Source organism: Ensifer adhaerens, assembly GCF_001270265.1.
In the GTDB taxonomy this organism is placed as follows: Bacteria; Pseudomonadota; Alphaproteobacteria; order Rhizobiales; family Rhizobiaceae; genus Ensifer; species Ensifer adhaerens_B.
In genome coordinates this window covers 1-24805 of sequence record NZ_LGAP01000030.1, presented here as the reverse complement: position 1 = coordinate 24805, position 24805 = coordinate 1, and the positions used below count along the sequence as shown (strand labels likewise).

The 24805-nt window shown below is 61.8% G+C and carries 26 protein-coding genes and 1 pseudogene; 6 read left to right on the top strand and 21 right to left on the bottom strand.

Translation table 11 applies throughout. The annotated features are described in order from the left end of the window. Window positions 1-21: 21 nt before the first annotated feature. The 6 genes from AC244_RS28470 to AC244_RS28445 form a co-directional block, all read right to left on the bottom strand. Entirely contained in the window at window positions 22-1260 is a 1239-nt protein-coding gene (locus AC244_RS28470; RefSeq protein ID WP_053252191.1) for an NAD(P)/FAD-dependent oxidoreductase, read from the bottom strand. Between the two features lie 58 nt (window positions 1261-1318). Continuing rightward, a complete protein-coding gene (gene dapA, locus AC244_RS28465) occupies window positions 1319-2194 on the bottom strand; it encodes a 4-hydroxy-tetrahydrodipicolinate synthase (protein WP_053252190.1) in 876 nt (291 codons plus the stop codon). 26 nt (window positions 2195-2220) lie between these two features. Then, window positions 2221-2886: an amino acid ABC transporter permease gene (locus tag AC244_RS28460; protein ID WP_053252189.1), complete on the bottom strand. Its 666-nt coding sequence runs from the start codon at window positions 2884-2886 to the stop codon at window positions 2221-2223. A gap of 10 nt (window positions 2887-2896) precedes the next feature. Beyond that, window positions 2897-3559, bottom strand: a complete 663-nt coding sequence (locus tag AC244_RS28455; RefSeq protein ID WP_053252256.1) for an amino acid ABC transporter permease — start codon at window positions 3557-3559, stop codon at window positions 2897-2899. Window positions 3560-3568: 9 nt separating this feature from the next. Continuing rightward, window positions 3569-4345, bottom strand: a complete 777-nt coding sequence (locus tag AC244_RS28450) for an amino acid ABC transporter ATP-binding protein (protein WP_053252188.1) — start codon at window positions 4343-4345, stop codon at window positions 3569-3571. A gap of 62 nt (window positions 4346-4407) precedes the next feature. Continuing rightward, entirely contained in the window at window positions 4408-5241 is an 834-nt protein-coding gene (locus AC244_RS28445; protein WP_053252255.1) for a substrate-binding periplasmic protein, read from the bottom strand. Between the two features lie 198 nt (window positions 5242-5439). Here AC244_RS28445 and AC244_RS28440 point away from each other — a divergent pair, with 198 nt between their 5' ends. Together AC244_RS28440 and AC244_RS28435 are read left to right on the top strand one after the other, a co-directional pair. Beyond that, complete coding sequence (locus tag AC244_RS28440; protein ID WP_053252187.1) at window positions 5440-6159, top strand: GntR family transcriptional regulator; 720 nt, start codon at window positions 5440-5442, stop codon at window positions 6157-6159. A gap of 3 nt (window positions 6160-6162) precedes the next feature. Next, window positions 6163-6945 (top strand): pyrroline-5-carboxylate reductase, encoded by a 783-nt coding sequence (locus AC244_RS28435; RefSeq protein ID WP_053252186.1) that lies wholly within the window; start codon window positions 6163-6165, stop codon window positions 6943-6945. Between the two features lie 65 nt (window positions 6946-7010). On the opposite strand, the gene AC244_RS28430 is transcribed toward AC244_RS28435, so the two are convergent. From AC244_RS28430 to AC244_RS28415, 4 genes are all read right to left on the bottom strand, one after another. Next, complete coding sequence (locus AC244_RS28430) at window positions 7011-8621, bottom strand: DHA2 family efflux MFS transporter permease subunit (RefSeq protein ID WP_053252185.1); 1611 nt, start codon at window positions 8619-8621, stop codon at window positions 7011-7013. Then, a complete protein-coding gene (locus AC244_RS28425; RefSeq protein ID WP_053252184.1) occupies window positions 8618-9709 on the bottom strand; it encodes an HlyD family secretion protein in 1092 nt (363 codons plus the stop codon). The genes AC244_RS28430 and AC244_RS28425 overlap by 4 nt, the downstream gene beginning before the upstream one ends. A gap of 86 nt (window positions 9710-9795) precedes the next feature. Beyond that, window positions 9796-10209 (bottom strand): cupin domain-containing protein, encoded by a 414-nt coding sequence (locus AC244_RS28420; RefSeq protein WP_053252183.1) that lies wholly within the window; start codon window positions 10207-10209, stop codon window positions 9796-9798. An 80-nt stretch (window positions 10210-10289) separates the two neighbouring features. Further along, window positions 10290-11042 carry an SDR family oxidoreductase gene (locus AC244_RS28415; RefSeq protein WP_053252182.1) on the bottom strand — a complete coding sequence of 251 codons (753 nt, stop codon included), beginning with the start codon at window positions 11040-11042 and terminating at the stop codon, window positions 10290-10292. A 251-nt stretch (window positions 11043-11293) separates the two neighbouring features. Between AC244_RS28415 and AC244_RS28410 the strand changes: the two genes are divergently transcribed. Continuing rightward, window positions 11294-12889: a winged helix-turn-helix domain-containing tetratricopeptide repeat protein gene (locus AC244_RS28410; RefSeq protein WP_053252181.1), complete on the top strand. Its 1596-nt coding sequence runs from the start codon at window positions 11294-11296 to the stop codon at window positions 12887-12889. A 390-nt stretch (window positions 12890-13279) separates the two neighbouring features. Here AC244_RS28410 and AC244_RS28405 read toward each other — a convergent pair whose 3' ends face one another. The 9 genes from AC244_RS28405 to AC244_RS28365 all read right to left on the bottom strand — a co-directional run bounded on the left by AC244_RS28405 (window position 13280) and on the right by AC244_RS28365 (window position 20372). Continuing rightward, on the bottom strand, window positions 13280-13825 hold the full coding sequence (locus tag AC244_RS28405; protein WP_082367221.1) for a gluconokinase, GntK/IdnK-type: 546 nt from the start codon (window positions 13823-13825) through the stop codon (window positions 13280-13282). Continuing rightward, window positions 13794-14549: an SDR family oxidoreductase gene (locus AC244_RS28400; protein ID WP_053252180.1), complete on the bottom strand. Its 756-nt coding sequence runs from the start codon at window positions 14547-14549 to the stop codon at window positions 13794-13796. Before AC244_RS28400 ends, AC244_RS28405 begins: the two co-directional genes overlap by 32 nt. Before the next feature lie 32 nt (window positions 14550-14581). Beyond that, on the bottom strand, window positions 14582-15613 hold the full coding sequence (locus AC244_RS28395) for an L-idonate 5-dehydrogenase (protein ID WP_053252179.1): 1032 nt from the start codon (window positions 15611-15613) through the stop codon (window positions 14582-14584). 10 nt (window positions 15614-15623) lie between these two features. Then, window positions 15624-16571, bottom strand: a complete 948-nt coding sequence (locus tag AC244_RS28390; RefSeq protein ID WP_053252178.1) for a 2-hydroxyacid dehydrogenase — start codon at window positions 16569-16571, stop codon at window positions 15624-15626. 96 nt (window positions 16572-16667) lie between these two features. Then, the gene (locus AC244_RS28385; RefSeq protein ID WP_053252177.1) at window positions 16668-17342 is read right to left on the bottom strand and encodes a 4-carboxy-4-hydroxy-2-oxoadipate aldolase/oxaloacetate decarboxylase; all 675 of its coding nucleotides are present in this window, start codon (window positions 17340-17342) and stop codon (window positions 16668-16670) included. A 32-nt stretch (window positions 17343-17374) separates the two neighbouring features. After that, window positions 17375-18097: an amino acid ABC transporter ATP-binding protein gene (locus tag AC244_RS28380; protein WP_053252176.1), complete on the bottom strand. Its 723-nt coding sequence runs from the start codon at window positions 18095-18097 to the stop codon at window positions 17375-17377. Then, on the bottom strand, window positions 18094-18804 hold the full coding sequence (locus AC244_RS28375) for an amino acid ABC transporter permease (RefSeq protein ID WP_053252175.1): 711 nt from the start codon (window positions 18802-18804) through the stop codon (window positions 18094-18096). The genes AC244_RS28380 and AC244_RS28375 overlap by 4 nt, the downstream gene beginning before the upstream one ends. After that, entirely contained in the window at window positions 18804-19502 is a 699-nt protein-coding gene (locus AC244_RS28370; RefSeq protein ID WP_053252174.1) for an amino acid ABC transporter permease, read from the bottom strand. The genes AC244_RS28375 and AC244_RS28370 overlap by 1 nt, the downstream gene beginning before the upstream one ends. Window positions 19503-19532: 30 nt before the next feature. Further along, the gene (locus tag AC244_RS28365; protein ID WP_053252173.1) at window positions 19533-20372 is read right to left on the bottom strand and encodes a transporter substrate-binding domain-containing protein; all 840 of its coding nucleotides are present in this window, start codon (window positions 20370-20372) and stop codon (window positions 19533-19535) included. A 125-nt stretch (window positions 20373-20497) separates the two neighbouring features. On the opposite strand from AC244_RS28365, the gene AC244_RS28360 reads away from it, so the two are divergent. The 3 genes from AC244_RS28360 to hmpA all read left to right on the top strand — a co-directional run bounded on the left by AC244_RS28360 (window position 20498) and on the right by hmpA (window position 23570). Next, window positions 20498-21424 carry a LysR family transcriptional regulator gene (locus AC244_RS28360; RefSeq protein WP_053252172.1) on the top strand — a complete coding sequence of 309 codons (927 nt, stop codon included), beginning with the start codon at window positions 20498-20500 and terminating at the stop codon, window positions 21422-21424. 328 nt (window positions 21425-21752) lie between these two features. Continuing rightward, window positions 21753-22193, top strand: coding sequence for an Rrf2 family transcriptional regulator (locus AC244_RS28355; protein ID WP_321166239.1), 441 nt, complete (start codon window positions 21753-21755; stop codon window positions 22191-22193). Window positions 22194-22358: 165 nt separating this feature from the next. Further along, a complete protein-coding gene (hmpA, locus tag AC244_RS28350; protein WP_053252170.1) occupies window positions 22359-23570 on the top strand; it encodes an NO-inducible flavohemoprotein in 1212 nt (403 codons plus the stop codon). Between the two features lie 185 nt (window positions 23571-23755). On the opposite strand, the pseudogene AC244_RS38350 reads toward hmpA, so the two are convergent. Together AC244_RS38350 and AC244_RS28345 are read right to left on the bottom strand one after the other, a co-directional pair. Continuing rightward, window positions 23756-23872, bottom strand: a pseudogene (locus AC244_RS38350) (N-acetylneuraminic acid mutarotase); the annotation flags it as partial. Window positions 23873-24143: 271 nt separating this feature from the next. After that, window positions 24144-24805: HlyD family efflux transporter periplasmic adaptor subunit (locus AC244_RS28345; RefSeq protein WP_152976142.1), on the bottom strand; the 662-nt coding region annotated here is incomplete at its 5' end.

The following is a 24805-nucleotide window of genomic DNA, read 5'->3' as shown; positions in this document are numbered from 1 at the left end:
TCCGTTTGCCCTGCGCCAATCTCAGAAACGGTCGACGCGGTAGGGTTTAAGATCGATGGGCGGGGTTGCGCCCATCATGAGGTCGACGATCAGGCGGCCGGTCGTGGCAGCATAGGTGAGACCGAGATGGCCGTGGCCGGTGGCATAAAAGACGTTCTTGCGCTTGGCCGAGGGGCCGATGACGGGAACCGTGTCCGGCAGAGCAGGACGATGCCCCATCCATTCACTCGTCTGTTCGACTTTTAGGGCGGGCAGCGCTTCGATTGCCCGCTTCACCAGCACCTTCGCGCGGCGATAGTCAGGGGCTGCATCAAGCCCCGCCATCTCCACGGTCCCGCCAACGCGGATGCCACCCGCCGTCGGCGTCACCATAAAGGCGCGCGCCGGCCAGATGATGGAATGGTCCAAGGAAATGCCGGGCGCCATGATCTGCGTGTGATAGCCGCGCTCGGTTTCGAGCGGGATCGGCTCGCCGATCAGACGCGACAGCCGGCCGGTAAACGCGCCGGCCGCCAGGACCACGCGATCCGTCGCCAACCGGCGTCCGTCGGCAAAGCGCAGCGCCGAAACGCCGCCCTCGCCTTCCTCGAAGCTGACGACCTCGCCGGACTGAATGCGGCCGCCGAGCGCCTGTAACTTCTCGGCAAGCGCCGCCACCAGAAGGTAAGGGTTGGCCACTGAACGATTGTCGGGAAGCAGCACGGCCTTGGTGATCTTCCTGGTCAAGGCAGGCTCGATATCGCGGATGGCGTTGCCGGCGAGGATTTCATGGCGGAAGCCAAAGCGCTTCAGAACTTCGATGTGGTCGCGGTCGGCGTGAAACTCCGCCTCGTCGGCATAGAGGCTAAGGCAACCTTTTGCGCTCAACATGGAAGTGAGCCGCGTTTCCTGCAGCAACGCATCGAGGTCCTCATGCACGCGGCCACAAAGGGCAGCCCCCGCCGCCTCCAGTTCACGCAGCTTCGAGGGCCGGCTGGCGGCAAGAAAACGCACGAACCAGGGGATCAGCTTCGGTATGTAGGCCGGCCGGATGCGAACAGGCCCTTGCGGATCGATCAGCCATTTCGGCATCTGCGCCCAGACGCTGGGGCGCGAGGCCGGCATGAACTCCGTGACGGCGATGCTCGCCATGTTGCCATAGGATGCGCCCCTACCCGGCGCATCGCGATCGATCAGCGTCACCGTGAAGCCGCAGCGCTGAAGTCGGTAGGCGATTGTTGTGCCGATGATGCCGGCGCCGACGACGGCGATGGATGACACGGGGGCTGCTCCTCGAAAGCTCGGGGAGCCGGAGGGAAAAGCCTCCGGCTCAGTCCTGTCAGTTCAAGATCGGCGCGACCGCCGCGCGGAAGTCTGCCTTCTCCTGCTCGGTCAACTCACCGAGCGGCGCACGGCACATGCCGACCGGTGTGCCCTGAAGCTCGCAGCCGTATTTGATCTTCTGCACGAACTTCCCGCTTTCGAGGATGTTCATCGCCCGATAGAGCGTCGTCATCTGCTCGCGGGCCTTGGCGAGATCGCCGGAACGGAACGTGCGGTCGAGATCAACGCAGGCCTTGGCCATGCAGTTGGCCGGGCCGCAGATCCAGCAGTCGGCACCCCAGAACATAAAGTCGAGGGCAATGTCGTCGGAGCCGGAAATCAGGTCGATTCGACCGTGATAGCGCGCATGGATGTCGACGGCGCGCTGTAGAATACCCGAGCTTTCCTTGATTCCGATTACGCGCGGATCATCTGCGAGTGCATCCAGCAATTCGAAGGATATCTCGATGCCGTCCTTCGGCGGATAGTTGTAGAGCACGAGGTTGACGTTTGTCGCATCAAGTACGGCTTGGTAATGGGCAAGCAGTTCCTCCTGCGTCGGGCGGGTATAGAAGGGGGTCGCCAGCAGCACGGTGTCGTAGCCGATTTCTTTCGCCCGTACTGTGTTCTCGATCACCTCGCGGGTGGCCGGCGCATTTGTGCCGGCGATCAGCGCCTCGCCTTCGTTGGCAAAATCCTTGACGAACTTCAGCACGTCCTCACGTTCTGCGTTCGACATGGAGAAATATTCCCCGGTCGATCCCATCGGCACCCAGCCGGTGACGCCGGCCGCGCGAAGCGCCGTCATGTGCTTTTCCAAAGCTTTGAAATCGACCCGGTTGTTCGCGTCGAAGGGAGTGACGAGGGCCGGCATGACGCCTGAGAGTTTCATGAGTGTCTCCTGTCTTGGGATTCGGATCAGATGGCGAGTTTCTTGAGGATGCGGCCTTCGACGAGCGTGACGGCCCGTGTCAGCGGAAAAGCGATGGCGAAGTAGATGAGGGCGACGATCGTCAGCACCTCGACGGGCCGGGCCGTGTTGTTGGAAATGTTCTGGCCGACGAACATCAGATCGGCCATGCCCACGGCCGAGACCAGCGCACTTTCCTTGAACAGGCTGATGCAATTGGACAAAAGCGTCGGCGCGGCACGAAGCACCGCCTGCGGCAGGATCACATTCGTCACCTGAACCCGTCGCGGTAGGCCGAGCGCGATGCAGGCATCCATCTGCTCGCGCCCGACGGATTTGAGCGACGCGCGAAACGTCTCGCTGGTTATCGCGCCCATGTAGAGCGTCAGCGCGATGACGCCGGAGGCCAGATTGGAGAGTTCCACGCCGAGCACCAGCGGCAGGCAGAAAAAGATCCAGAAGAGCTGGATCAGCACCGGCGTCCCGCGGAAGAACTCCACATAGATACTGGCAATGCCGCGCACGATCGCACTCGGCGACGTTCTGGAAAGACCGACGAGGAAGCCGAGCGAGCACCCCAGCACGATGCAGATGAGCGTCAGCTTCACGGTCGTCCACAGACCAAGCGCGAGCGCTTCCTGGAAGCGCAGGAGAACTGAGAAATCGAGCGACATTGGCTGCCTCCTAGCTCGTCATGACCTGACGGCGGCGTTCGAGATGACCGACGATCTGCGTGACCGGGAAAGATACCGCGAAGTAGATGAGCGCAGCGATGGTGAAGGTTTCGATCGGCCGGTAGGTTTCGGTCGCCAGCGTCTTTGCCTGGTACATCAGGTCCTGCACGGCAACGATTGCAACCAGGGCGCTTTGCTGGAAGATGACGATGCCGTTGGTCAGCAGCACCGGGACGGAGGCGCGCAGCGCATTGGGCAGCACGATGTAAAGGACGCGCTGGAGCGGATTAAGCCCAAGAGCAATGCCGGCATCGACCTGCTCGCGCGGGACCGCCTGGATCGAGGCGCGATAGGCCTCCGCATTGAAAGCCATAAGGTTCAGGCCGAGCGCCAGGATGCCCATGGTCGTTGATCCGAGGAACACGTTGAAGAGCATCGGCACGCAATAAAAAAACCAGACGATCTGAACGATGGCCGGCGTGCAGCGGAAGAACTCGACGAACAGCATCGCCGGCATGCGGATGGCCGAAACACGGCTCATGATGAGCAGTGCCAAGGGGAAGCCGAGCACGACGCCGATGATGTTGGCGGCGACCGTCAGTTTCAGGGTGACTATCAGCCCATCTAAAAGCGGACCGAGGGAAACGGCGTTGAAGTCGAACGTATAGTTCACCGCCATCTCCTATTGCTTGATGTGAAAGACGCGGTCGATGAAATCGCGCGTTCGTTCCTCGCGCGGCGAGCCCAGAACCTGTTCCGGTGGGCCGTCCTCCACGACCACCCCGCCGGCGCAGAATATGACGCGGGAGGCGATGTTCTTCGCGAACCACATGTCATGGGTGACGATCATCATCGGCAGGTTTTGCTCGGCGAGCTGGAGGATCACCTGCTCGACTTCGGCCACGAGCTCCGGATCGAGCGCCGAGGTCACTTCGTCAAACAGCATCAATTTCGGATCGAGCATCAGGGCGCGGGCGATCGCGACCCGTTGCTTCTGCCCGCCGGAGAGCTGGGCCGGAAAAGCGTTCGCCTTGCCGCCAAGGCCGAAGCGTTCAAGCAGGGCCTGCGCCCGCTGTGTGGCGCTCGCCTTCTTCTCGCCGCGCACCTTGCAGGGGGCGAGCACGAGGTTCTGGATGACGCTGAGATGCGGAAACAGCGTATAATGTTGGAACACCATGCCGATGGAACGGCGGACGTCGGTGTTGATGGCGGTCTTCGCGTCAGCGTTCGCGGACGAGATATAGGGCTTTCCGCCAAAGGTGATCGAGCCGCTGTCGATCTTTTCGAGGCCCATCATCACGCGCAGAAGCGTCGACTTGCCACCGCCCGAGGGCCCGATGACGACCACGCGCTCGCCGGGCTTCATCTCGATATCGAGCCCCTTGAGCACCTGAATATGCGGACCGTAGCTCTTGTGAAGCGAGCGGATCGAGACGAGCGGAGCGGATGCGGACGTCATGACATTCCTCCTTGGCCGACAAGTGGTGTAGAGCCGGGACATCCGCCCGGCTCCGTCATCGTTCAGTTCGACGCTTTCAAGACGTCGTCGACGGCCTTGCGGATCAGGTCCTGCACGTGACCGGTGGCGACCTTCTCCTCGAGGAAGATGTTGACCACTTCGACATCGGCCGCCGAAAGCTGGTGCGGTAGCCCGAAGGCAACGCCTTGCTTGGCAAGTGCCGGGGTAGGGTTCAAAGCGACCGCCCAATCCGGGTTGGACTGCGTGAAGAGCTGATTGGTATCCGAAGCATCGACGAGGATGTCGGCGCGGCGGGAGACGACGGCCAGACGAGTTTCGTCGTTGCCGGGGAGCCGAAGGATCGTTGCATTCTTGATTGCCGCCGAGATGGCCTTGTCCTGTGCCGTTCCCGACATGACCGCAAGCGTGACGTCGGCCTTGTCGATATCGGCGACTGCGGCCGCACCAGCCGGGATCTTCGGGTTGTCCTTGTTGTAGGCAAGTGAGATCTGATACTCCATCGCCGGAACGGAGAACTGAACGGCCATGGCCCGTGCCGGTGTGCGGTTGAGCGCCAGCGACACGTCCCATTTGCCGGCCTGAAGTCCGGCGACGATATTGTCCCAGGTCGTGTCGACGAATTCGGGCTTCACCTTCAGGACTTCCGCGAATTCCCGGCAGAGGTCGGCGAAGAAGCCGGAATACCCCCCGCTTGCCGGACCACGCATGACATAGGGCGGGCCCCCCGCCGCTCCGCAACGCAGCGTCCCGGTCTTCTGGACGCCCTGCCAATATCCTTCTGCGGTCTCAGCCGATGCGGCCGTAGGAGAAAGGCTCGCCACCAGGACGAGCGCCGCCGTCGCCCGCAGCGCGGACGTCATCACTCTCGAAAGCATGTGCATACCCCATTTTTGCGCGCGTTATGCGCTGTTCCACCGGTCGGCTGCGGCCGTTCTTTTGTCTTTTTGTGTCGGCTACGTGTCGACTGACAAATTTATGTCGTCTCCGTGTCGACAAAGTCAAGCGGAAATTTTACAATTGCTGCGCGGTCGTTTTTCTGGCCCAATGCCGGTGAAATACGGAAAGGGACGTAAGTGTCTGACGAAATTGAATCGAAACGGGTGCGCGGCACCGGCTGGAAAAGCGTCTATGACACGCTGCGAAACGAAATCCTCGCCCTCGCCCTGCCCCCGGGCCAGCTCCTGGATGAGACGACGCTTGCCGAACGCTTCGACATGTCCCGTTCGCCCGTGCGCGAGGCGCTGATCCGGCTGGCGGGCGAGGATCTGGTGGTTACGCTTTCCAATCGCAGTACGATCGTCGCCCCGATCGAGGTCGCCAGCTTTCCAAAGTATGTCGAGGCGCTCGATGTCGCCCAGCGCATGAACACGCGGCTTGCCGCAGCGCTTCGGACCGATGCGGATCTGAAGATCATCGCCAAACGCCAGAAGGAATTCGAGGCCGCGGTCAGGACCGGCCTTCACCTGAAGATGTCGGAGGCCAACAAGCAATTCCACATGGCCGTCGCCTACGCCGGGAAGAACACCTATCTCGCCTCCTTTTACGAGCGGCTGCTCAACCAGGGTCAGCGCATGCTGCACCTGCATTTCGAGTATCTCGAGCGCACGGGCGACGGCTATCTCTTGACCGACGAGCATGAACTGATGCTGGAGGCGATCCGGGAAAAGAACGTCGAGCGCGCCGATGAACTGGCGCATGCCCATACCCGTCAATTCCAGGACAACTTCATCGCGTTCCTGCGCGAAAACTACACGACCGACGTCGCTTTCGGTCCCCTCGCGGCTGCGGAATAGACCATGCCCCTCCCTCAGAAGATCGGATTCATCGGAACCGGCACGATCACCGACGCAATGGTGCGTGGCCTTCTCGCCAAGCCAGTCGCCGTGTCGCAGGTCATGCTTTCGTCGCGCAATGCGGAAATTTCCGCAAAACTCGCCGCCGATCTCCCCAACGTTGTCGTCTCAGTCGACAATCAGACGATCATCGATGAGTGCGATACCGTCGTCCTTGCGATCCGGCCGCAGATCGCCGAAGCGGTCATCCGCCCCCTCCGGTTCCGCGACGGCCAGAAGGTAATCAGCGTCATCGCAGCAACCGGCCGACCCACGCTATCGGACTGGATCGGGGCGGACGTGCACCTGACCCAGGCTATTCCACTGCCTTTTGTGTCCAGGCGGAAAGGTGTCACGGCCGTCTATCCGCCGGATCATCAAACCGCTGCGATCTTCAATGCGCTCGGCAACGCCGTGGAATGCGATACCAGGGAAGAATACGATCTCCTCGCAGCGGCGAGCGCCCTGATGGGCACCTATTTCGGGATCATGCAGCGCACGACGGAGTGGCTCGCCGATCGAGGGCTGCCGGAAGAAAAAGCCCGCGCCTATCTCGCTCCGCTGTTTGCGGAGCTGTCGCAAACGGCGGCTGCGGCGGGCGAGGATGTTGCGTTCATCGAGCTCAGCCGCGAGTTTTCCACCAAGGGTGGATTGAATGAGCAAGCTTTCCGGGACTTCGAACAAGAGGGCGGATCAGACGCCTTGGCGCGAGCGCTTACCAATGTACATGCGCGAATTAAGGGTTAGTTTTCGAGAGGATCGCCTTTATCGCCGCGAGCGATGATCCGGAAAAATCCTGTGTCGTCCGCCTTTCACAGTTGAACTGCTTTGCCTAGCATCCGCCGAGCGCGTGCCTTTGCATATCGGGCCAATGCGATCTTGATGCCGACCAGCACCGGGGCGGCAACCAAGAAAAGCAGTGCGACTGCGGTGAATGCAGTGTCGAAGGCAATCACTGTCGACTGACCTGTCACGACCCGGCCCAAAAGGCTTGTCGCTGCCCGGCTTGCGGCGGCTCCTTCCATCCCTTTCGCCATCAGCATGGCCGTCGTGGTCTTCAGCCGTTCGAGGACCGCAATCTCCCCTGCGGTCACGTCGGCGGCAAGCACTGCGACATTGGCGGCGACGTTATGATCGATCAATGTCTGGAGGCCTGCGACCCCGATTAGTCCGCCAAGCTGGCGACCCGTATTGAAGAGGCCGATCCCAGAAGCAAGGTTTCGGCTGTTGAGGTTGCTGAAGGCAATCAGGGTAATCGATAGAAACAGGAAGCCAAGACCCAGACCGCGCAACAGGATCGCTGCCATCATGTCGTCCGCACCACTCTCGCTGGTCGAACCGGACAGCATCCACATCGCCACCATGATCATCAGGATTCCAAAAGGTACCGTGGCGAAGGGCGGAAGATGGCGAGCCTGCATCAGATAGGCCGCAAGGAGGAGTGCGCCGATGAACAGTGCGCCGCTCGGCAACAGGAGCTGCCCGGCGTCGGTGGGCGTGAACGCGAGAACGGACACGGCAAATGACGGAATGAGGAAAGCGCTGCCGAACAAGGCGGCGCCGGCGACGAAACTGACGATGAAGGCGAAGCTGAAATCCTCCGACCTAAACAGGGTAAAGTCGAGCATGCCCCGCCCTTTTGCCAGCACCTGTTGGCCGAGAAACGCCAGCAGAGTGACCATACCGATCACCGTCAACCACAGTATGCGGGGCTCCTCGAACCAATCCCATCGGCTGCCCTGGCTGAGGACATAAGTGAAACAGGAGAGCGCGACGGACATTAGTGCGAAGCCAATCCAGTCAAACGGGCGATGCGCCGTTTTCGCGGGCATTGGCCCGTCTGCGATCAGCAGAAGGCCCGCAGCCGCAAGCGCCACCGGGACAATGCTGAAGAAGATCCACATCCAGGATTGGCTGTCCAGCAACCATCCCTGAAGCGCCGGGGCGATCGTCGCCGGCGCGACGACGGCTCCGATGGCGAACAATGCTTGCAGCACCGGTTGATGGGTTCGTGGATAGGCGAAGAAGATAATCGCCTGGCCGCTAACCAGCAGGGTGCCGCCGGACAAGCCCTGAATCAGACGAAGCACGACCAGCAGGTCCAAGCGAGCAACTGCGGCGGCAATGCCGCACGCCATGCCCATGGCAAGTGTTGAGGCAATGATCAGGTGGAGCGGATTGATCCGGCTTAGCAGCCAAGGGGCCACCATGAACCCGATGAGTTTGAAACTGGTGTATCCGACATCCAGCCAGGCGAACTGATCTGGCGTCGCATATGTGTCGCCGATGATATCACCACGCCCGAGCGACAGGACGGTGCTGGCGATCGCCTCCGTCAGTGCGGCAAGCACGATGCCCGCGACAAGAAGGGCCCCCGCCGTCGATCTCTCACGGCTCGGGACCGCAGTGACGGCCGTGGTCATGATCCCCTCCCCAGATCGATCGCGACGCGCGCGGAAAGGCCCGGAACCAGACGACCGAGCAGCGGATTGCCGGCAAGCCGGATCTTCACCGGGACGCGCTGGACGACACGAACGAAGTTGCCCGTCGCATTGTCGGTGGGGAGCAGGCTGAAGGCAGACCCGCTGCCAGGCGCAAAACTGTCGACTACGCCCTCAAGGGCATCGTTGGGATAACCGTCGATGCGAATGCGTACACGCTGGCCGGGCTGGATATGTTCGAGCTGGGTCTCCTTGAAGTTCGCCACGACCCACACACCGGCGACCGGAACGATATCGAGCAAGGCGTTGCCCGGCGCAACAAGCCTGCCGACGCGAACCTGACGGTTGCCGACAACACCGGCAACAGGCGCGCGAACCACGGTGCTTTCGAGATCGATCTGGGCCAGATCGCGGGCGGCCTCCGCCTGTGCCACGGCGGCGACGGCAGCATCGCGCTGGGCGCCAAGGACGGCGATGCGTTGCTGTTGAGCCTCGACCGTCGCGGAGGCGGCCGATACGCTCGCCTCGGCCCTCGACCGTGCCGCGTCACTTTCATCGACATGCGCCTGGCTGATCGTGTTGCTGCGGATCAGTTCGCGCCGGCGGCCAGAGGCCTTGGTCGCCAGATCCATCTCGGCGACAGCCGAACGTTTCTGTGCCTCGGCCTGTCGAATGAGGGCGTGCTGAAGCTCTGTCTCTGCGTCGACATTGATGAGGCGGGCTTGAGCAGCTTCCACATTCGCAACCGCCTGGGCAAGCCGTGCCCTGTAATCTCGATCATCGATCCGGAACAGCACCTGTCCTGCGCTTACGGTTTGGTTGTCGTCGACCTCAACCGCCATGACATAGCCTGCGACCTTTGGGGCAAGCGAGGTCACATCACCGCGCACATAGGCATTGTCGGTCGACGCCTCGCCGCTCGGACGAGCCCAGGCCCATCCGCCGGCAACGGCGATCACGGCACCGAGGCACAAAAGCAGACCGACGACCTTTTTCTTTTTGCCTTGCGTCGCGGCGCCACCAGTTGCGGAGCCTTCAACGAAAGCCAGCTTGTCCTCGAGCGAATCCATTTTCTCAGTTCCTGTTGAATGAAAGTGACCGCGGGCAGCCCTGGACTTGCGTCCAGGGCTGCATACGCCGAAACGCGTTCAATGCGTCACTCGCCGATAGGCGTCGTCAGTTCCTTCTCGTCGGTGTCGACGATGAACACCGCGAGCAGTCGCGCCGGCTTCGTGTCGCTGGCGTTCGCGCTGACGCCGTGACGGGCGCCGGGCTCCTCGTAGAAATTGTCGCCGGCCTCGTAGACCCTTTCCGGCGACCCGTTGACGCTGCTGCGGATCGAGCCTTCAAGCACGGTTGCATAGATGAAGGATGAGTCCGGGTGCGTATGGCCGGGCGATGCGCCACCCGGCCCGTATTCAACGAGCACGCCCTTCATGCTCTTGCCGGGGACGTTGGGAAGGGCGTGGTCGAAGACGATCGTGATCTTGCCCTCGGGCCGGTCGGCGGCCGACGCCGCGGTGATCGAGAGCGCGGTCAGGGCAAAGGCCTGAAGCAACCGTGTAAGCATTGTCATTCTCCTTCGAGAGTATTTGTCGGGAAATGGTGCCAGGTCCCGGGCGAGACTTTTCTGTTTTGCCGGCGCAAACCTCAATGTGCGGCTTGCTGGCCGAGCCAGTCCTCGAAGCGGATCCTGCCGAGGCGCGGTTTCTCGCCTGGTGTCAGCGACTGATCGTTAAGCACGGCGCCGAAGTAGCGTGCGTGAACGTCGGGCACGACCTTGCGCGTGTCGCGCTTTGCCAAGAGGAAGCGCCTCACCAGCTCATCGAGCGGAACAGCTTCCGGGCCGGCGACTTCGACCGTGCCGTTGACCGGCGGTGCGAGTGCGACATCGGTGAGCGCGGCCGCCACGTCGTCGGACGCGATCGGCTGGAAGAGCGCCGGCGACAGGCGGATCTCGCCATCGACGGTGGCCGATTGCGCAATGCCGTCGACAAACTCGAAGAACTGCGTGGCGCGCAGGATGGTGTAGGGAATGCCGGACGCCTTGATAAGGTTTTCCTGTGCGATCTTCGCCCGGAAGTAGCCATTGTCCGGAAGCCGTTCGCTGCCGACGATCGACAGGGCAATGTGGTGGCGAACGCCCGCCGCAGCTTCGGCCGCCAACAGGTTACGACCCGAGGTCTCGAAAAACTCCAGCACGGCCTTGTCTTCCCAAACCGGCGCATTCGCCACGTCGACGACGATCTCGGCGCCATCCATCGCTCCTGCGAGGCCCTCGCGGGTAATGGTATTCACGCCCGTGTTGGGAGAGGCAGCGAGTACGTCATGACCGCGCTCGCGCAGGTTCTTCACAAGTTTCGATCCGATGAGGCCGGTGCCTCCGATGACGACGATCTTCATGGGCTTTCTCCGCTTTTCTCGACCGCAACCATTGCCGTCTATGCAAATGGAGAGTACCTGCGGGTTTGCGGGAAGTCCTTGCGGCAAGCTTGAATTGCCCTTGGAGGATGCTTGAATATATGTCCAAGACGCCTGCCTGGCCGACGCCCTTTCAGGCGGGTGGGCGGTCCAGGCGTTCGCGATCGATGTCAGATATTTTTCGTCAGTTGCCTCGGCCACCAGCCGATGGCACTCGGTCAGGGATACCGGCCTTGCAGTTCATGTTTGGAGACTACGTGCTCGATCAGGAGCGCAGGGAACTGACCTTGCACGGGCAAGTCGTGGGCGTTGGACCGCAGGTCTTCGACCTTCTGCTGCACCTCGTGGCGAACAGCAACCGGGTCGTCAGCAAGGACGACCTGCTGGAGGCGGTGTGGGGCGGCCGGGTGGTCTCGGAATCGACGATCACCAGCCACATCAACGCGGTTCGCAAGGCCATCGGAGACAGCGGCGAGGAGCAGCGCCTGGTTCGCACGATCGCGCGCAAGGGCTTCCGCTTCGTGGGCGACATCGCGGCCGGTGAGACCGGACAGGCACGCCGGCCTGGCGGGGCTGGCGCCACTGAACACGACTCCGACAGATTGAAGGAGCAACCGTCTGCGCTCGTACTTCCGGACAAGCCATCCATAACCGTGCTGCCGTTCCAGAACCTGAGCGGCGATCCGGAGCAGGAGTATTTCGCCGACGGCGTGGTCGAAGACATCATCACAGCGTTGTCGCGCATCCGCTGGCTGTTCGTCATCGCGCGCAACTCGAGCTTTACCTACAAGGGCCGGGCGGTGGATGTGAAGGAAGTCGGCCGAGAACTGGGCGTGCGCTATGTGCTCGAAGGCAGCCTGCGCAAGGCCGGCAACCAGGTGCGCATCACCGGGCAACTGATAGACGCCACGACCGGGGCGCATCTGTGGGCAGAGCGCTTCGAGGGCGCGCTCGACAACATCTTTGAACTTCAGGACCAGATTTCGGCAAGCGTCGTCGGCGCGATCTCGCCGCAACTCGAACGGGCGGAAATCGAACGCGCCAAGCGCAAGCCGACGGAAAGCCTGGATGCCTACGACTACTACCTGCGCGGCATGGCGAAGCTGCATATCGGCACCCGCGAAGCGATCGAGACCGCACTCACCCTGTTCTACAAGGCAATCGAGCTCGACCCCGAATTTGCATCAGCCTATGGCGGGGCGGCCTGGTGTTATTTCTGGCGCAAGCTGAACGGCTGGATGGTCGACCGCCCCCGCGAGATCGCCGAAGGCGTGCGGCTGGCCCGGCTGGCCGTGGAACTTGGCCGGGATGATGCGGTCGCGCTGACACGAGGCGGGCACGCGCTCGGGCATCTTGCCGGCGATCTTGACGGCGGCATCGCGCTCATCGACAGGGCACGGCTGCTCAATCCCAATTTCGCCCCCGCCTGGTTCCTTGGTGCGGCCCTGCGCGTTTTCCGTGGTGAAACGGGTGGCGCGATCGAGGATCTCGGCCATGCCGTTCGTTTGAGCCCATTGGATCCAGAAATGTTTCGCATGCAGGCGGCGACGTCTCTCGCGCATTTTTTCGCCGGGCGCTTCGATTCCGCCTCTGCCTGGGCGGAAATGGCGCTCGGGAACTTGCCAAGCCTCCTTGTAGCAGCCGCTCTGTTGGCGTCGAGCCAAGCGCTTGCGGGAAGACAAGAGGAAGCGCGGCAGGCGATGCAGCGCCTGCGCACCCTCGACCCATCCTTGCGCATCTCCAACCTCAAGGACTGGCTTCCGATCCATCGCTCGGAGGATTTTGCGCGGTTCGCCGATGGCCTGCGCCGGGCGGGGTTGCCCGAGTGACCACGGCGCGATTTCTCCCCCCCCCGACGCTTCGCGGATCACGGTCCCCCGCCCGCGCGCAAGTCAGAACTTGAGCCGGTGTTGCAGCATGTGCACCAAAAACCGCACTACGGCACCTTGATCTCGCTTTCGCTGGCACCGGCGTCGGCAGCGCGCATGGGGTTTCCGTGGATCGCCGTGTGCGGACCACCGTGCTGGTGTTCCGCCTCAAGAACGCGATCAGCGCATCGTGCTTCCCGGGTTGGCCTTCAGCAGATTGATCAAAATAACGGACTCGTCGGACATGATGGCAACTGCCGTTCAGAAGATCGCCTTGTCGTCCTCGTGCGACATTCCCTTCAACAAGCTGGTGCTCAGCCAGTCGAACGTCCACTTGGCACTTGGGTTTTGCTAAGCCGATGTTATGGTTAGCAGGATCTCGTCGACGATGCCGTCAAGAGCCTTGTCGATATCGACGGTTATCGCGCTTTCGTCCGGGGTTGGCGGTTCGAGGGCTTCGAACTGGCTGTCGATCAGGATCGTGGGCATGAAGTGGCCCGCGCGGGCGGCCATGCGAGCGGAGATCAGCTCCTTCGAGCCGGAAAGGTGGACGAAGGTGACGGGACCTTCCGCCTCCTTGCGAATATGGTCGCGATAGCGGCGCTTGAGCGCCGAGCAACCGATGATGAGGATACCGTGCGAAGACGCGAGCCTTTGCCCGACGAGCGTGAGCCAGGGCCAGCGGTCGTCGTCGGTGAGCGGTTCGCCGCGGCTCATCTTCGCGATGTTTTCCGGTGGATGCAGATCGTCGCCATCAAGATAGTGCACACCGAGCCGCGTCGCGAGCGCCGCACCCACTGCGGACTTGCCGCAACCGGCGACGCCCATCAGGACGATGCGGCCTCGACCGGAATGAGGGCGCGCCTCAGAGAGAAGCCGTGATCCCGCCGTCGACATAGAGCACGTGTCCGTTCACAAAAGAGGAAGCATCCGAAGACAGGAAGATGCAGGCGCCGACGAGTTCCTCGACCTTGCCCCAGCGTCCGGCCGGCGTGCGCTTTTCCAGCCAGGCGGAAAAGGCCGGATCGGCGACGAGCGCGGCGTTCAGCGGCGTGTCGAAATAGCCAGGCGCGATGGCGTTGCATTGCAGACCGTACTTCGCCCAGTCGGTCGCCATGCCCTTGGTCAGATTGCCGACCGCGCCCTTTGTGGCCGTATAGGGCGCAATGCCGGGGCGAGCGAGCGCCGTCTGCACGCTGGCGATGTTGATGATCTTGCCGGAACCGCGCTTTATCATGTGGCGGGCAACCGCCTGACCGACGTTGAAGACAGTCGAAACATTGGTCTTCAAGAGCCGCTCGAAGGCATCAGCCGGAAAGTCCTCCAGCGGCGTGCGGTGCTGCATTCCGGCATTGTTGACGAGAATGTCGATTGCGCCGACTTCAGCTTCGAACGCGTCGATGGCAATGCGCACCGCATCATGATCGGTGGCGTCGAAGGCGAGTGTATGCCTTGCTCCGAGGCTTTCGGCCGCCGCCTTCAGCTTTTCCTCATCGCGCCCATTGATGATGACCTCGGCGCCTGCCTCGGCCAGGCCGCGCGCCAGCGCAAGGCCTATGCCCTGCGACGAGCCGGTGATAAGGGCGCGTTTGCCCGTCAGGTCGAAGAGTTGGATGCTCATGTTCCTCCCGGAGCGGTTTGTCGCTTCGCATATCAGCTGAAATCGATCTGCGCCTTCATCGATTGTCCCTTGTCGGAGGCAATCTCGAAAGCCCTGAGCGCATCCGACAGTGGCAAGGTATGGGTGATCAGCGGCTTGACGTCGATCAGGCCACCCTGCATCAGCTTGACGGCGACAGCAAACTCCTCATGGAACCGGAAGGAGCCGCGAAGATCCAGTTCCTTCGCCGTGATCGCCATCATCGGGATGCTCATGTCGCCGCCAAGACCGAGCTGGACGACGACCCCACGCGGCCGAAGGGCCTCAATGCCGGCAACAAGCGCCGGGGCGGCGCCTGAGCATTCGTAGAGCACATCGAAATAGCCCTTGTTCTGGCTGTAGGCGACAAGCCCGTCCGATGCCTCCGACAGGTTGATCGTCCGATCGGCGCCGACGGCACGGGCGAAGCCGAGCGCCTTTTGCGAAAGATCCGCCGCAACGATCTCGGCCGCCCCCGCACGGCGGGCGGCAAGGATCGAGAGCGTCCCGATCGGGCCGCAGCCGGTGACGAGGACGCGCTTGCCGAGCATCTCTCCGGCCCGGCGCGTGGCGTGCAGGGTCACCGAAAGCGGCTCCGCCATCGCCGCCTCACCAGCGCTTAAGCCCTCCGCCTTCACGCACTGACTTGCCTTGGCGACGAGCCGTTGACGAAAGGCGCCCTGGATGTGCGGAAAGGGCATGGCCGAGCCGTAGAAGCGCATGTTGAAACAATGGTTCGGCAGACCCTTGTGGCAGTATTCGCAAGAGCCGCAGGGGCGCGAGGGTGAGACGGCGACAAGATCGCCGATCGCGAGATCCGACACGCCTTCGCCCAACGCCGCGACATGGCCGGAGACTTCATGGCCGAGGATCATCGGCTCCTTGAGCCGTACCGTGCCGAAGCCGCCGTGGTTGTAGTAGTGAAGGTCCGAACCGCAGATGCCGCCGGCGGCAAGGCGGATCTCGACCTCCCCCGCGCCGGGCGCCTCGAGGCTACTCTCCTCGATACGCAAGTCCTTGGCCGCATGAATGACGATCGCTTTCATCGGGCCGCCCTCACAGAACCGCGGTCGGCAGCGCGCGGCCGTCGAAATGGGCCGACAGGTTGTCGAAGACCAGCGCGCCCATCGCCTTGCGGGTCTCGACCGTGCCCGACGCCATATGCGGCTGGAGCAGGACATTGTCGAGCGCCAGGAAGCGCGGGTTGAGGTTCGGTTCGCCCTCGAAAACATCAAGGGCGGCAGAACCGAGGCTCCTGGCCTCCAGCGCGTCGAGCAGGGCTTCCTCGTCGATGTTGGAAGCGCGCGAGATGTTGATCAGCATGCCCTCCGGTCCGAGCGCCTCGAGGACCTTGCGGCCGACGATATGACGGGTCTCGACCGAGGCGGCGAGCGTCACGAAGAGGAAGTCGGAACGGGCGGCAAGCTCGACCGGGTCGGCGACGAAGGTCCAGTCTTTCGCATAGTCCTTCGGGCCGGTGTCGCTATAGGCGACTTCCAGGTCGAAACCGGCAAGGCGTCTGGCGACCTCGAAGCCGATGCGGCCGAGACCGAGGACGCCAGCCCGCTTGCCGTGGACGCGCGTCTTCAGCGGATAAAGGCCCTTTTTCGCCCAGTCGCCGCTCTTTACCCATGTCTCGCCGCCGATGACGCCGCGCGCCTGCGCCAACATCATGGCGACGCCGAGATCGGCAACGTCCTTGGTCAAGACATCAGGCGTGTTGGTGACGCGGATGCCCCGTTCGCGCGCCGCCGAAAGATCCACCGCGTCATACCCGACACCGTAGACCGAAATGATCTCCAGCTTCGGCAGCGCCTCGATCATCGCCCGGCTCGCCCCAAGCTCGCCCCGCGTCGCAATACCCCGGATGCCACCGCCATGCTTTGCCAGAAACGCCGCCTTGTCCGACGCCTGGAAATAGGGGTGCATGGTGAAACTCGCGTTCAGGCGTTCCTCGTCCCACGCGGGATAAGGGCCGACCTGAAGGATTTCGATCTTGCTCATGATATTTCTCCGACAGTATTCAGGGCATGCGGCATCGACGCCCAAGCCCGCGCGGTTGCGCGGGAGGTCGGCACCCATGCCAGATGTGCTCCACACTCACGCCTCGACGACGAGGCCTTTCGCCTTCAGCACCGCTTCGAGATTGCTGACTTCGATGACTGATTTGCCCGCCTTGTATGCCGCAATGTACTCGGCTTCGGCCGCTTCGCGCGCCTCCGACAACCTTGCCACTTCATGGGCCTCTTCCCGCCTGACAACGACCAGGCCGTCGGCATCGCCAACGATGATGTCGCCGGGATGAATGAGCTCGCCTCCGACCACGACGGGCTCGTTGGTGGCGGTCAGTGTCTCCTTGACGGTTCCCTTGATGCAGACGCTGAGCGAAAAGACCGGGAAGCCGAGGTCGCGCAATTGCAGCGTGTCGCGCACGCCGCTGTCCGTCACCAGTCCGCCGATGCCTTTTGCCAGGCAGGCATTGGCGAGCACGTCCCCGAAGGAGCCCGCTTCCTCATATTCGCCGGCTGAGACGACGATGATGTCGCCGGGCTTGGCGTAGTTGATCGCAAGCTGGAGCATGATGTTGTCGCGCGGCGCGCAGCGGACCGTGAAGGCCGGACCACAAAGCTTCATGCGATAGTCGACCGGCTTGATGCGGGACGACAGCGCGCCCCGCCGGCCTTGAGCCTCATGGATCGTTGCCGGCGAGAATTTGGCAACCGCTTCAACTTCGGCGGCCGTCGGGCGTTTAGAAACCTGTTTGATGTGGCTCATGGTGACCTTCGAATGTTCTTGAGTTGCTGCGTTCAATGGATCGAGGACAGAAAGCCCCGCACATCCGGGTGGGTATTGCTGGAGAAGAAAAGGTCGGGCTTGGCCTCGAACGTCAGTTCTCCGTTCCTGAGAAACCAGATGCGATCGGATACCTCGCGGGCAAAGCCCATCTCGTGGGTCACGCACATCATGGTGATGCCCTCGCTCGACAGTTCGCGCAGGAGCTTCAGGACCTCCCCCACCATCTCGGGATCAAGCGCGCTAGTCGGCTCATCCAGGATCAAGACCTGAGGTTTCAGGATCAGAGACCGGGCAATGGCCACCCGCTGGGACTGGCCGCCGGAAATGTCGGCCGGAAGGGCGTTGGCCTTGTCCGCGAGGCCGACGCGCTCGAGCATCAAGAGCGCGGTCGGCAAGGCTTCCTTGCGCGATTGCTGGCGGATCCGCTGCAACGGCAGCATGACATTGTCGACGACGCTCAGGTGCGGAAAAAGATTGAACTGCTGGAAGACGAAGCCGATTCCGGTCCTCAACGCATTCACGTTCATCGATTTGGCGTGAATGTCCGTGCCATCGATCTTGATCGTGCCTTCCTGGATCGGCTCCAGCCGGTTAACCGTGCGCGCCAGCGTCGACTTTCCCGAGCCTGACGGACCGCAAAGGACGATGGTCTCTCCCTTTTCGACCTTCGCGGAAATGTTCCTGAGGACCCTGACGGCCCCGTACCACTTCGAGACACCATCAAATTCGATCATGCCACGGCCTCCACGACCACGCGCCCTGTCCGCTTGCTTGCGATGCCCCGTTCCAGCCAGCTCGTTGCCTGGCTGAGCGCGAAGCACAGGATGAAGTAGGTGGCGGCCAGGATCCCGAAGATCTGCAGCGGCTTGGTCACCTCGTTCGAATTGACCTGCAACATCACATAGGAAAGCTCGGAGACTGCGATGATCGAACCGAGCGACGATTCCTTGATGATGGTCGTTAGCTGATTGACGATGCCCGGAATGACATTGAACAGCGCCTGCGGCAGGATTACGCGAAAGGTTGTCGGGATATAGCCGAGGCCGAGCGCCTTGGCGGCCTCCATCTGTCCCTTCGATAGACCTTCGATCCCCGCCGCGATGATCTCGCCGAGATAGGCGGCCTGATAGATGACGATTGCCAGGATCAGCGTGTAGGTGGCGTCGATCGGAAAGCCGATGACGATCGGGAGCGCAAAATAAGCCCAGAAGATCAGCATCAGAAGCGGTACGGCGCGCACACAATGAACGAAGCCGCTTGCAACCGCCTTGAAAGGACGAGACTGGCCGGTTCGCGCCAGCGCGATCATGACCGCGCAGGGAAAAGTAATGACAAGGCTGGCGATCGAGATGATCAGGGTCAGGGCCAGGCCGCCGAGCTTGCCATGCGGATATTCGCCGACCAGCAGCATGAGACCGTATTCGCGAAGGATCTCGAGCATTATTTCACCCTCAGCCGGAAGCGCTTGGAGAGAGCCGAGGAAAGCCACATGATCGCGAAGGAAATCAGCATGTAGATGGCCGTTGCGATGCCGTAGGCCTCGAATATCCGGAAGGATTGTTCCTCGATGTAGCGTGCCTGATAGCTCAACTCCGCAACGCCGATACCCGCGGCAAGGCTCGTGCCCTTGAAGAGAATGAGCGTCTGGCCAAGAAGGGCCGGCAGCGCCAGGCGCCATGCCTGAGGCAGGATGACCCAGCGCATCGCGCCGAGATACGTCAAGCCGATCGAGCGTGCCGCCTCCATCTGCGCGGGGTGGATCGATCGCATGCCGCTGCGGAAATCTTCCGACATATATGCGGCCTTGTTCAGCGCCAGAGCCACGATCGCATAACCGATCTCCGCCCCGATATCGTTCAGATAGTCGTTGACGACGTCGGGCAGCACGACCGCGAGCCCGAAATACCAGACGAACAGCTGGATGAGCACCGGAACATTCCGGTGATATTCGACGAAGGCCGCGACGAGTAATTGCGTCGGCCGAAACTCGATCGCCCGAACGACGGTCAGGACGATCGCGAGCACCAGCCCGAAAATCCACGACAGCACGAAAAGTACCATTGTGGTCTGAACCCCCTGCAGGATGAGTTCGAGATACTCACCCTGCAGGACTTTACCAAAATCGAGCTGGTAGCCCATGTTCTTGCAAGCCCACGCCGTTCCTCAGGATCAGTTCGCGAACCACGTCTTTTGCGGCTTGCCGAAATCGAATTTCCGCGTTGCCTTCAGATCGGAATCCTTGCCAAGCCACTTGTCATAGAGCTTCTGTCCCTCTCCGTTCTTCTCGATGCTTGCCAGGAATTCGTCCGCGGCTTTCACGAGTTCAGGAGATCCCTTGCGGAAGGCAAAGCCCGACGGCATCGACAGGAGCGGCTCGTCGAGGAAACGCAGGCCCTTGATGTCGTCACCCGCGTTTCGCTGGACCGCCTTGCCCTCGGAATAACGATAGACGGTCGCCTTGACCTTGCCCTGCTGGAGGGCGAGGAAGGATGCGGCGCTCGTCTCGAACGACAGCACCCGTGCGTCGGGAAGCCTCTTTTCCGTCAACGGGATGAGTACCGATCCCTTGACGAGACCGATGCGCTGGTCCGACAGATCATCGACTGACTTGATGTCCGAGGCATCGAGAACGACAAAATTGAAATCTTCCGCGATGTAGGCGCCGCTGAAATCAACCTGCTCCGCGCGCTCCTTGCTGTAACTAAGGAGCGACGCCAGAATATCGACGCGGCCCTGGGTCAATTCCGCCATCCGGGTCTGCGGCGAAACCGGAGTGAGCTTGGGCTTGACGCCGATATATTCGGCGAACATGCCGCAAAGATCGATCTCATAGCCAGAAGGCTCACGTGTATTGGGGTCCTGGAAACCGAGTGGCGGCGAGTTGGTCAGAACACCACAATTCAGGGCACCAGCGGCCTTGATGTCATCAAGCTGGCCGGCAGACGCGATCGTGGTGTGGGAAGCTGCGGCGGCAAAAAGCGCAGCAACCAGGAATAGCTTCAGCTTCATATTCTCCTCCTCGGCAGCGCATCCTCACGCTGTCAGGCTTTTTTAGATTTGAAGGGCAATTCAAACAAATATATATTGAAGATATTGGCTATATCGATTCGGTATAGATTTTCCTGGAGCACGCCTTGGCTCTCGACCTTCTGAAAATGCGCTATTTCGCGAAGATTGCCGAGCTCGGATCGTTTACACGTGCCTCCAGCGAGCTCGGTGTCGCGCAGCCGGCACTTAGCCTGCATATGCGTGGGCTCGAGGAACAGCTGGGCGTGCAGCTCCTGAACCGGACGCCTCGGGGCGTGACCGCCACCGAGGCGGGACAAACACTGCTTTCCCACGCCCAGGCCATTCTTCGTGCTCTCGATCAGGCGGAAGCCGCCACGAAGGAACAGGCGAAATATCCGACTGGCGACGTCTCGCTTGGCATCTTGAGTTCGATCTGTCCGACGCTTTCGGTCCCTGTGATCGAAGAATGCTCCCGTCGATTTCCGAAGATACGCCTGACGGTCAGCGAGGGTGACAGCCAGGCGCTTCGCGCGGCCATCGATACGCGTGTCCACGATCTCGCGGTCACCTTGGACAGTGTCGCCAAAGCGACCTCCGTGCCCCTCTTCGATGAAACGCTTTATCTGGTCGGCCCTTTCGGGCAGCTTTCTCCCGATGCCGAGGTGACGGTGGAGCAGGTGCTCGGCATGCCGCTGATCATGCCCACCCGCCGCCACGGAATCCGCATTCTTCTTGAACGGCAGGCGCTGATATTCGGACGAGAGATGAACGTCGTGCGCGAAATTGAAGGAGTGGCAAGCACGAAGGCGGCAATCCGCGCCGGTCTTGGCCTATCGATCCTTGGCCGGGGTGCCGTCCATGACGATCGGGCAAAGGGGACCCTGTCGGCCGTCGTCCTGACGCGTCCCGGCCTCACCCGCCGACTTGTCCTCGACATGCCGGTCAACCATCCGCCGACGCGGGCGGCGATTGAGGTACAGAAAATCTTGCTCGCTGTCGTCAGGAAGCTCGGCGCGGAAGGACATTGGTCCTGTACACTGCGCGCAACTTGAACGTCGCACCAGGGATGTCGCAGAAGAAGTCTCTGCGTGCTTAAGCTCGTCGTTCACCTTAAGGCGCGAATGGACCATGAACGATAGGCGCTCGAAATAATCGGCCTTCCCGGCCTTGCGCTCCGCTGACGATGTCCGATTCCTGGCGAAGAGTTTTTCAATCATCGGCAACTCCGGTCTGTAAGGGATGGATGAGCCTATCTGTTTTTGCCTGACCGGATCGGGACTGCGACGCTTTGGCACTTTCAGGGCAGCGGTCCTCGCGCTAAAAGTGACATCTGAAATACCTCTTTAATGCACCTTCGAAAAGCCGGATTTGCCGATGCGAATGACGCTCCACACGGACTATGCCCTGCGCATGCTGATCTACGTCGCCGCGCGACAGAATGGCGTGTGCACCGTGAACGACGTGGCGAAGGCCTACGGGCTTTCGCGCAATCACCTCCTCAAAGTGGCGCAGACCCTGCGCGACCTCGGGCTGGTCGAGACGACACGCGGCCGGGCGGGCGGCATCCGGCTTGCCAAGCCGCCGGCTGAGATCGCCATCGGCGCGCTGGTGCGCGCAACGGAAGAGGATTTCTCACTGGCCGAATGCATGCAGGCGAATGGCCGGGCCTGCGCGATATCGCCGGCCTGCCGGCTCAAGGGCATGCTGCACGAAGCGCTCGCAGCCTTTCTTACAGTTCTCGACAAATACACGCTCGCCGACATCATCCAGAACAAGGCTGTTCTCGGTTCGCTCTTGCGCATCGACGCGCAGGCAGCGTGAAACGCAAAAAGGAAAACGACACCGATTAGACCTGGATCAGAGCGCCCCTCAGCGGGTCGCCGGTGTGACGGCGTCGCGCTGATCCCGCTCTTGCAAGCCCCCCTAAACCGACCGCGCTAATTGCCCAAAGTCGGGCCAGAAGCGCATGCGAAAAGGAGAAATCCCATGCTGACGCAAAAAACCAAGGATATCGTCAAGGCAACGGCACCCGTATTGGCCGAGCATGGATACGCCATCGTCCAGCATTTCTATAAGCGCCTCTTCCAGGCACATCCCGAATTGAAGAACATCTTCAACATGGCGCACCAGGAACGAGGCGAACAACAGCAGGCGCTGGCCCGGGCGGTCTATGCCTATGCGGCAAATATCGAGAATCCCGAAAGCCTTTCGGCTGTGCTGAAAGACATCGCCAACAAGCATGCGAGTCTCGGCGTGCGGCCGGAGCACTATCCGATCGTCGGCGAAAACCTGCTTGCAGCCATCAAGGAGGTGCTCGGGGCAGCCGCGACGGACGAGATCATTTCGGCCTGGGCCCAGGCGTACGGAAACCTGGCGGACATCCTGGCCGGCATGGAAAGCGAACTTTATGAGCGTTCCGCGGAGCGATCGGGCGGATGGACTGGCTGGCGCAGGTTCGTCGTCCGCGACAAGCGACCCGAAAGCGACGTCATCACCTCGTTCGTCTTGGAGCCGGTTGACGGCGAGCCGGTTGCGAGCTTCGAACCGGGCCAGTACATCAGCGTCGCGGTCCAGGTCCCGCAACTCGGCTTGCAGCAGATCCGGCAGTACAGCCTGTCAGACGCGCCGAATGGCCGGAGCTACCGCATTTCGGTAAAGCGCGAAGATGGCGGGCCGACTACGCCTGGCTATGTCTCCTGTCTGTTGCACGATCAGGTCAAGGTTGGCGACGAAATCAATCTCGCCGCTCCGTACGGCAGCTTCTTCATCGATGTCAGCGCCAGCACGCCGATTGTCCTGATCAGCGGCGGTGTCGGCCTCACTCCCATGATCAGCATGCTCAAGAAGGCCTTGCAGCATCCGCCCCGGCAGGTGGTGTTTGTCCATGGAGCGCGCAACAGCGCCGTGCATGCCATGCGCGACCGATTGCGCGACGCGGCGCAGAGCTACGACAATCTGAGGCTGTTCGTGTTTTACAACGAACCGCTGCCGCAAGATGTTCAGGGGCGAGACTATGACTGGTCCGGCCTTGTCGACATCAAGCGGATTGAAAAGGAGATCCTGCTCGAGGGCGCCGACTACTACATCTGTGGCCCGATCCCCTTCATGCGGATGCAGCATGACGCCTTGCTGAGCCTTGGCATTCCCGAATCGCGCATCCACTACGAGGTGTTCGGACCCGATCTGTTCGCCGAATGACATTTCCGCTTCCGTCGTGGTCGCCCACACCCGCTCCGGCGGACACGATGGATACTACACTGCAGATTTGAACGGACGCTGCGGAAAGTCAGGCATTCCGCAGCGTCTGAACCGGCATCAGTTCTCGATCGACAGATGCTGCCGTCCCATTTGAGCAGGAAGACTTCGTTGCGGAGCTTGCCCTAACTGTCTTCGCCGCTGACGAAGAGAACACCGCCGGGCACGGCAAATGAAACTCCAGAGGCCAGCCCGCGCGGCAGTTTGCCCACCTGCTTCCAGCCGTTGCCGTCGAAGGTATACACCTAATCGCGCCGGCCAAAGCGTTGAAGGACGCGCTGAGCAAATAAACGCTGCCCGAGCCCGCAGCCGCCGCGCCGACGGCCAAGCGCGCTTGCGCCGGGTTCAATTCCGAGTACGAAGACCTTTGCTGCGGCAGGAATTTCCACGCCGACTTGGTGCCACATGAACCGCACCACTCGTTGTGCGCGCCTCAAACGTTCGCGTACGTTTGCCATGCTGTTGCCAAGCGATAGATCCTGTCGCTACCGTTTACCCCTACCGACACTCTCCCCCTCACTCCTCGCGGAAGGCCCGCAGCATCTGGTCGGTGAATGGTTTTGTCAGGTATGAGATCGCGGTTCTCTCGTCGGTCTGGACGAAGACCTCGACCGGCATGCCGGGCATCAGCTTGCGGCTGCCGAGCTTGTCGAGCGGCTCGGTGATCTCGACTGTTGCGAGATAGAACGGCTGTCCGGTGTTGCGGTCGAGCGTGGTGGCGGCGGCGACGACGTCGATGCGGCCGTCGAGTTCGGGGGTGGTGCGCTGGTTGAAGACGGTAAAGCGCATGCGGCTCGGCTGGCCGGGGGCGATGCGGTCGATGTCGGCCGGCGGGATGCGGATCTCGACCGTCAGGTCCTCGCCCTCGGGCACGATCGACATGGCGGTGGCGCCGGGGGCGATGATGCCGCCGATGGTGTGGAGCTGCAGGTCGTAGACGAGACCGTCGACGGGGGCGCGCACGTCCATGCGCGACAGCCGGTCCTTGGCCGCCACCGCGCGTTCGCTCAGTTCGGCGATCTTGGCCTCGATGCCGACGATCTGGCCTTGCGTTTCCTTGCGGTTGTTCTGGTCGATCGACATCAGCTTGATGCGCAACTCGCTGATCTGCCCGAGCGCCTCGGCGATGCGGGCCAAGAGTTCGCCCTTGGAGCCGTCGATGCGGGCCATCTGCCGCA

Coding starts and splice junctions, on each gene's coding strand:
- dapA (WP_053252190.1), bottom strand. CDS start 2,194: ATGAAACTCTCAGGCGTCATGCCGGCCCTCGTCACTCCCTTCGACGCG.
- AC244_RS28460 (WP_053252189.1), bottom strand. CDS start 2,886: ATGTCGCTCGATTTCTCAGTTCTCCTGCGCTTCCAGGAAGCGCTCGCG.
- AC244_RS28450 (WP_053252188.1), bottom strand. CDS start 4,345: ATGACGTCCGCATCCGCTCCGCTCGTCTCGATCCGCTCGCTTCACAAG.
- AC244_RS28445 (WP_053252255.1), bottom strand. CDS start 5,241: ATGCTTTCGAGAGTGATGACGTCCGCGCTGCGGGCGACGGCGGCGCTC.
- AC244_RS28435 (WP_053252186.1), top strand. CDS start 6,163: ATGCCCCTCCCTCAGAAGATCGGATTCATCGGAACCGGCACGATCACC.
- AC244_RS28430 (WP_053252185.1), bottom strand. CDS start 8,621: ATGACCACGGCCGTCACTGCGGTCCCGAGCCGTGAGAGATCGACGGCG.
- AC244_RS28425 (WP_053252184.1), bottom strand. CDS start 9,709: ATGGATTCGCTCGAGGACAAGCTGGCTTTCGTTGAAGGCTCCGCAACT.
- AC244_RS28420 (WP_053252183.1), bottom strand. CDS start 10,209: ATGCTTACACGGTTGCTTCAGGCCTTTGCCCTGACCGCGCTCTCGATC.
- AC244_RS28415 (WP_053252182.1), bottom strand. CDS start 11,042: ATGAAGATCGTCGTCATCGGAGGCACCGGCCTCATCGGATCGAAACTT.
- AC244_RS28405 (WP_082367221.1), bottom strand. CDS start 13,825: ATGTCGACGGCGGGATCACGGCTTCTCTCTGAGGCGCGCCCTCATTCC.
- AC244_RS28400 (WP_053252180.1), bottom strand. CDS start 14,549: ATGAGCATCCAACTCTTCGACCTGACGGGCAAACGCGCCCTTATCACC.
- AC244_RS28395 (WP_053252179.1), bottom strand. CDS start 15,613: ATGAAAGCGATCGTCATTCATGCGGCCAAGGACTTGCGTATCGAGGAG.
- AC244_RS28390 (WP_053252178.1), bottom strand. CDS start 16,571: ATGAGCAAGATCGAAATCCTTCAGGTCGGCCCTTATCCCGCGTGGGAC.
- AC244_RS28385 (WP_053252177.1), bottom strand. CDS start 17,342: ATGAGCCACATCAAACAGGTTTCTAAACGCCCGACGGCCGCCGAAGTT.
- AC244_RS28380 (WP_053252176.1), bottom strand. CDS start 18,097: ATGATCGAATTTGATGGTGTCTCGAAGTGGTACGGGGCCGTCAGGGTC.
- AC244_RS28375 (WP_053252175.1), bottom strand. CDS start 18,804: ATGCTCGAGATCCTTCGCGAATACGGTCTCATGCTGCTGGTCGGCGAA.
- AC244_RS28370 (WP_053252174.1), bottom strand. CDS start 19,502: ATGGGCTACCAGCTCGATTTTGGTAAAGTCCTGCAGGGTGAGTATCTC.
- AC244_RS28365 (WP_053252173.1), bottom strand. CDS start 20,372: ATGAAGCTGAAGCTATTCCTGGTTGCTGCGCTTTTTGCCGCCGCAGCT.
- AC244_RS28355 (WP_321166239.1), top strand. CDS start 21,753: ATGACGCTCCACACGGACTATGCCCTGCGCATGCTGATCTACGTCGCC.
- hmpA (WP_053252170.1), top strand. CDS start 22,359: ATGCTGACGCAAAAAACCAAGGATATCGTCAAGGCAACGGCACCCGTA.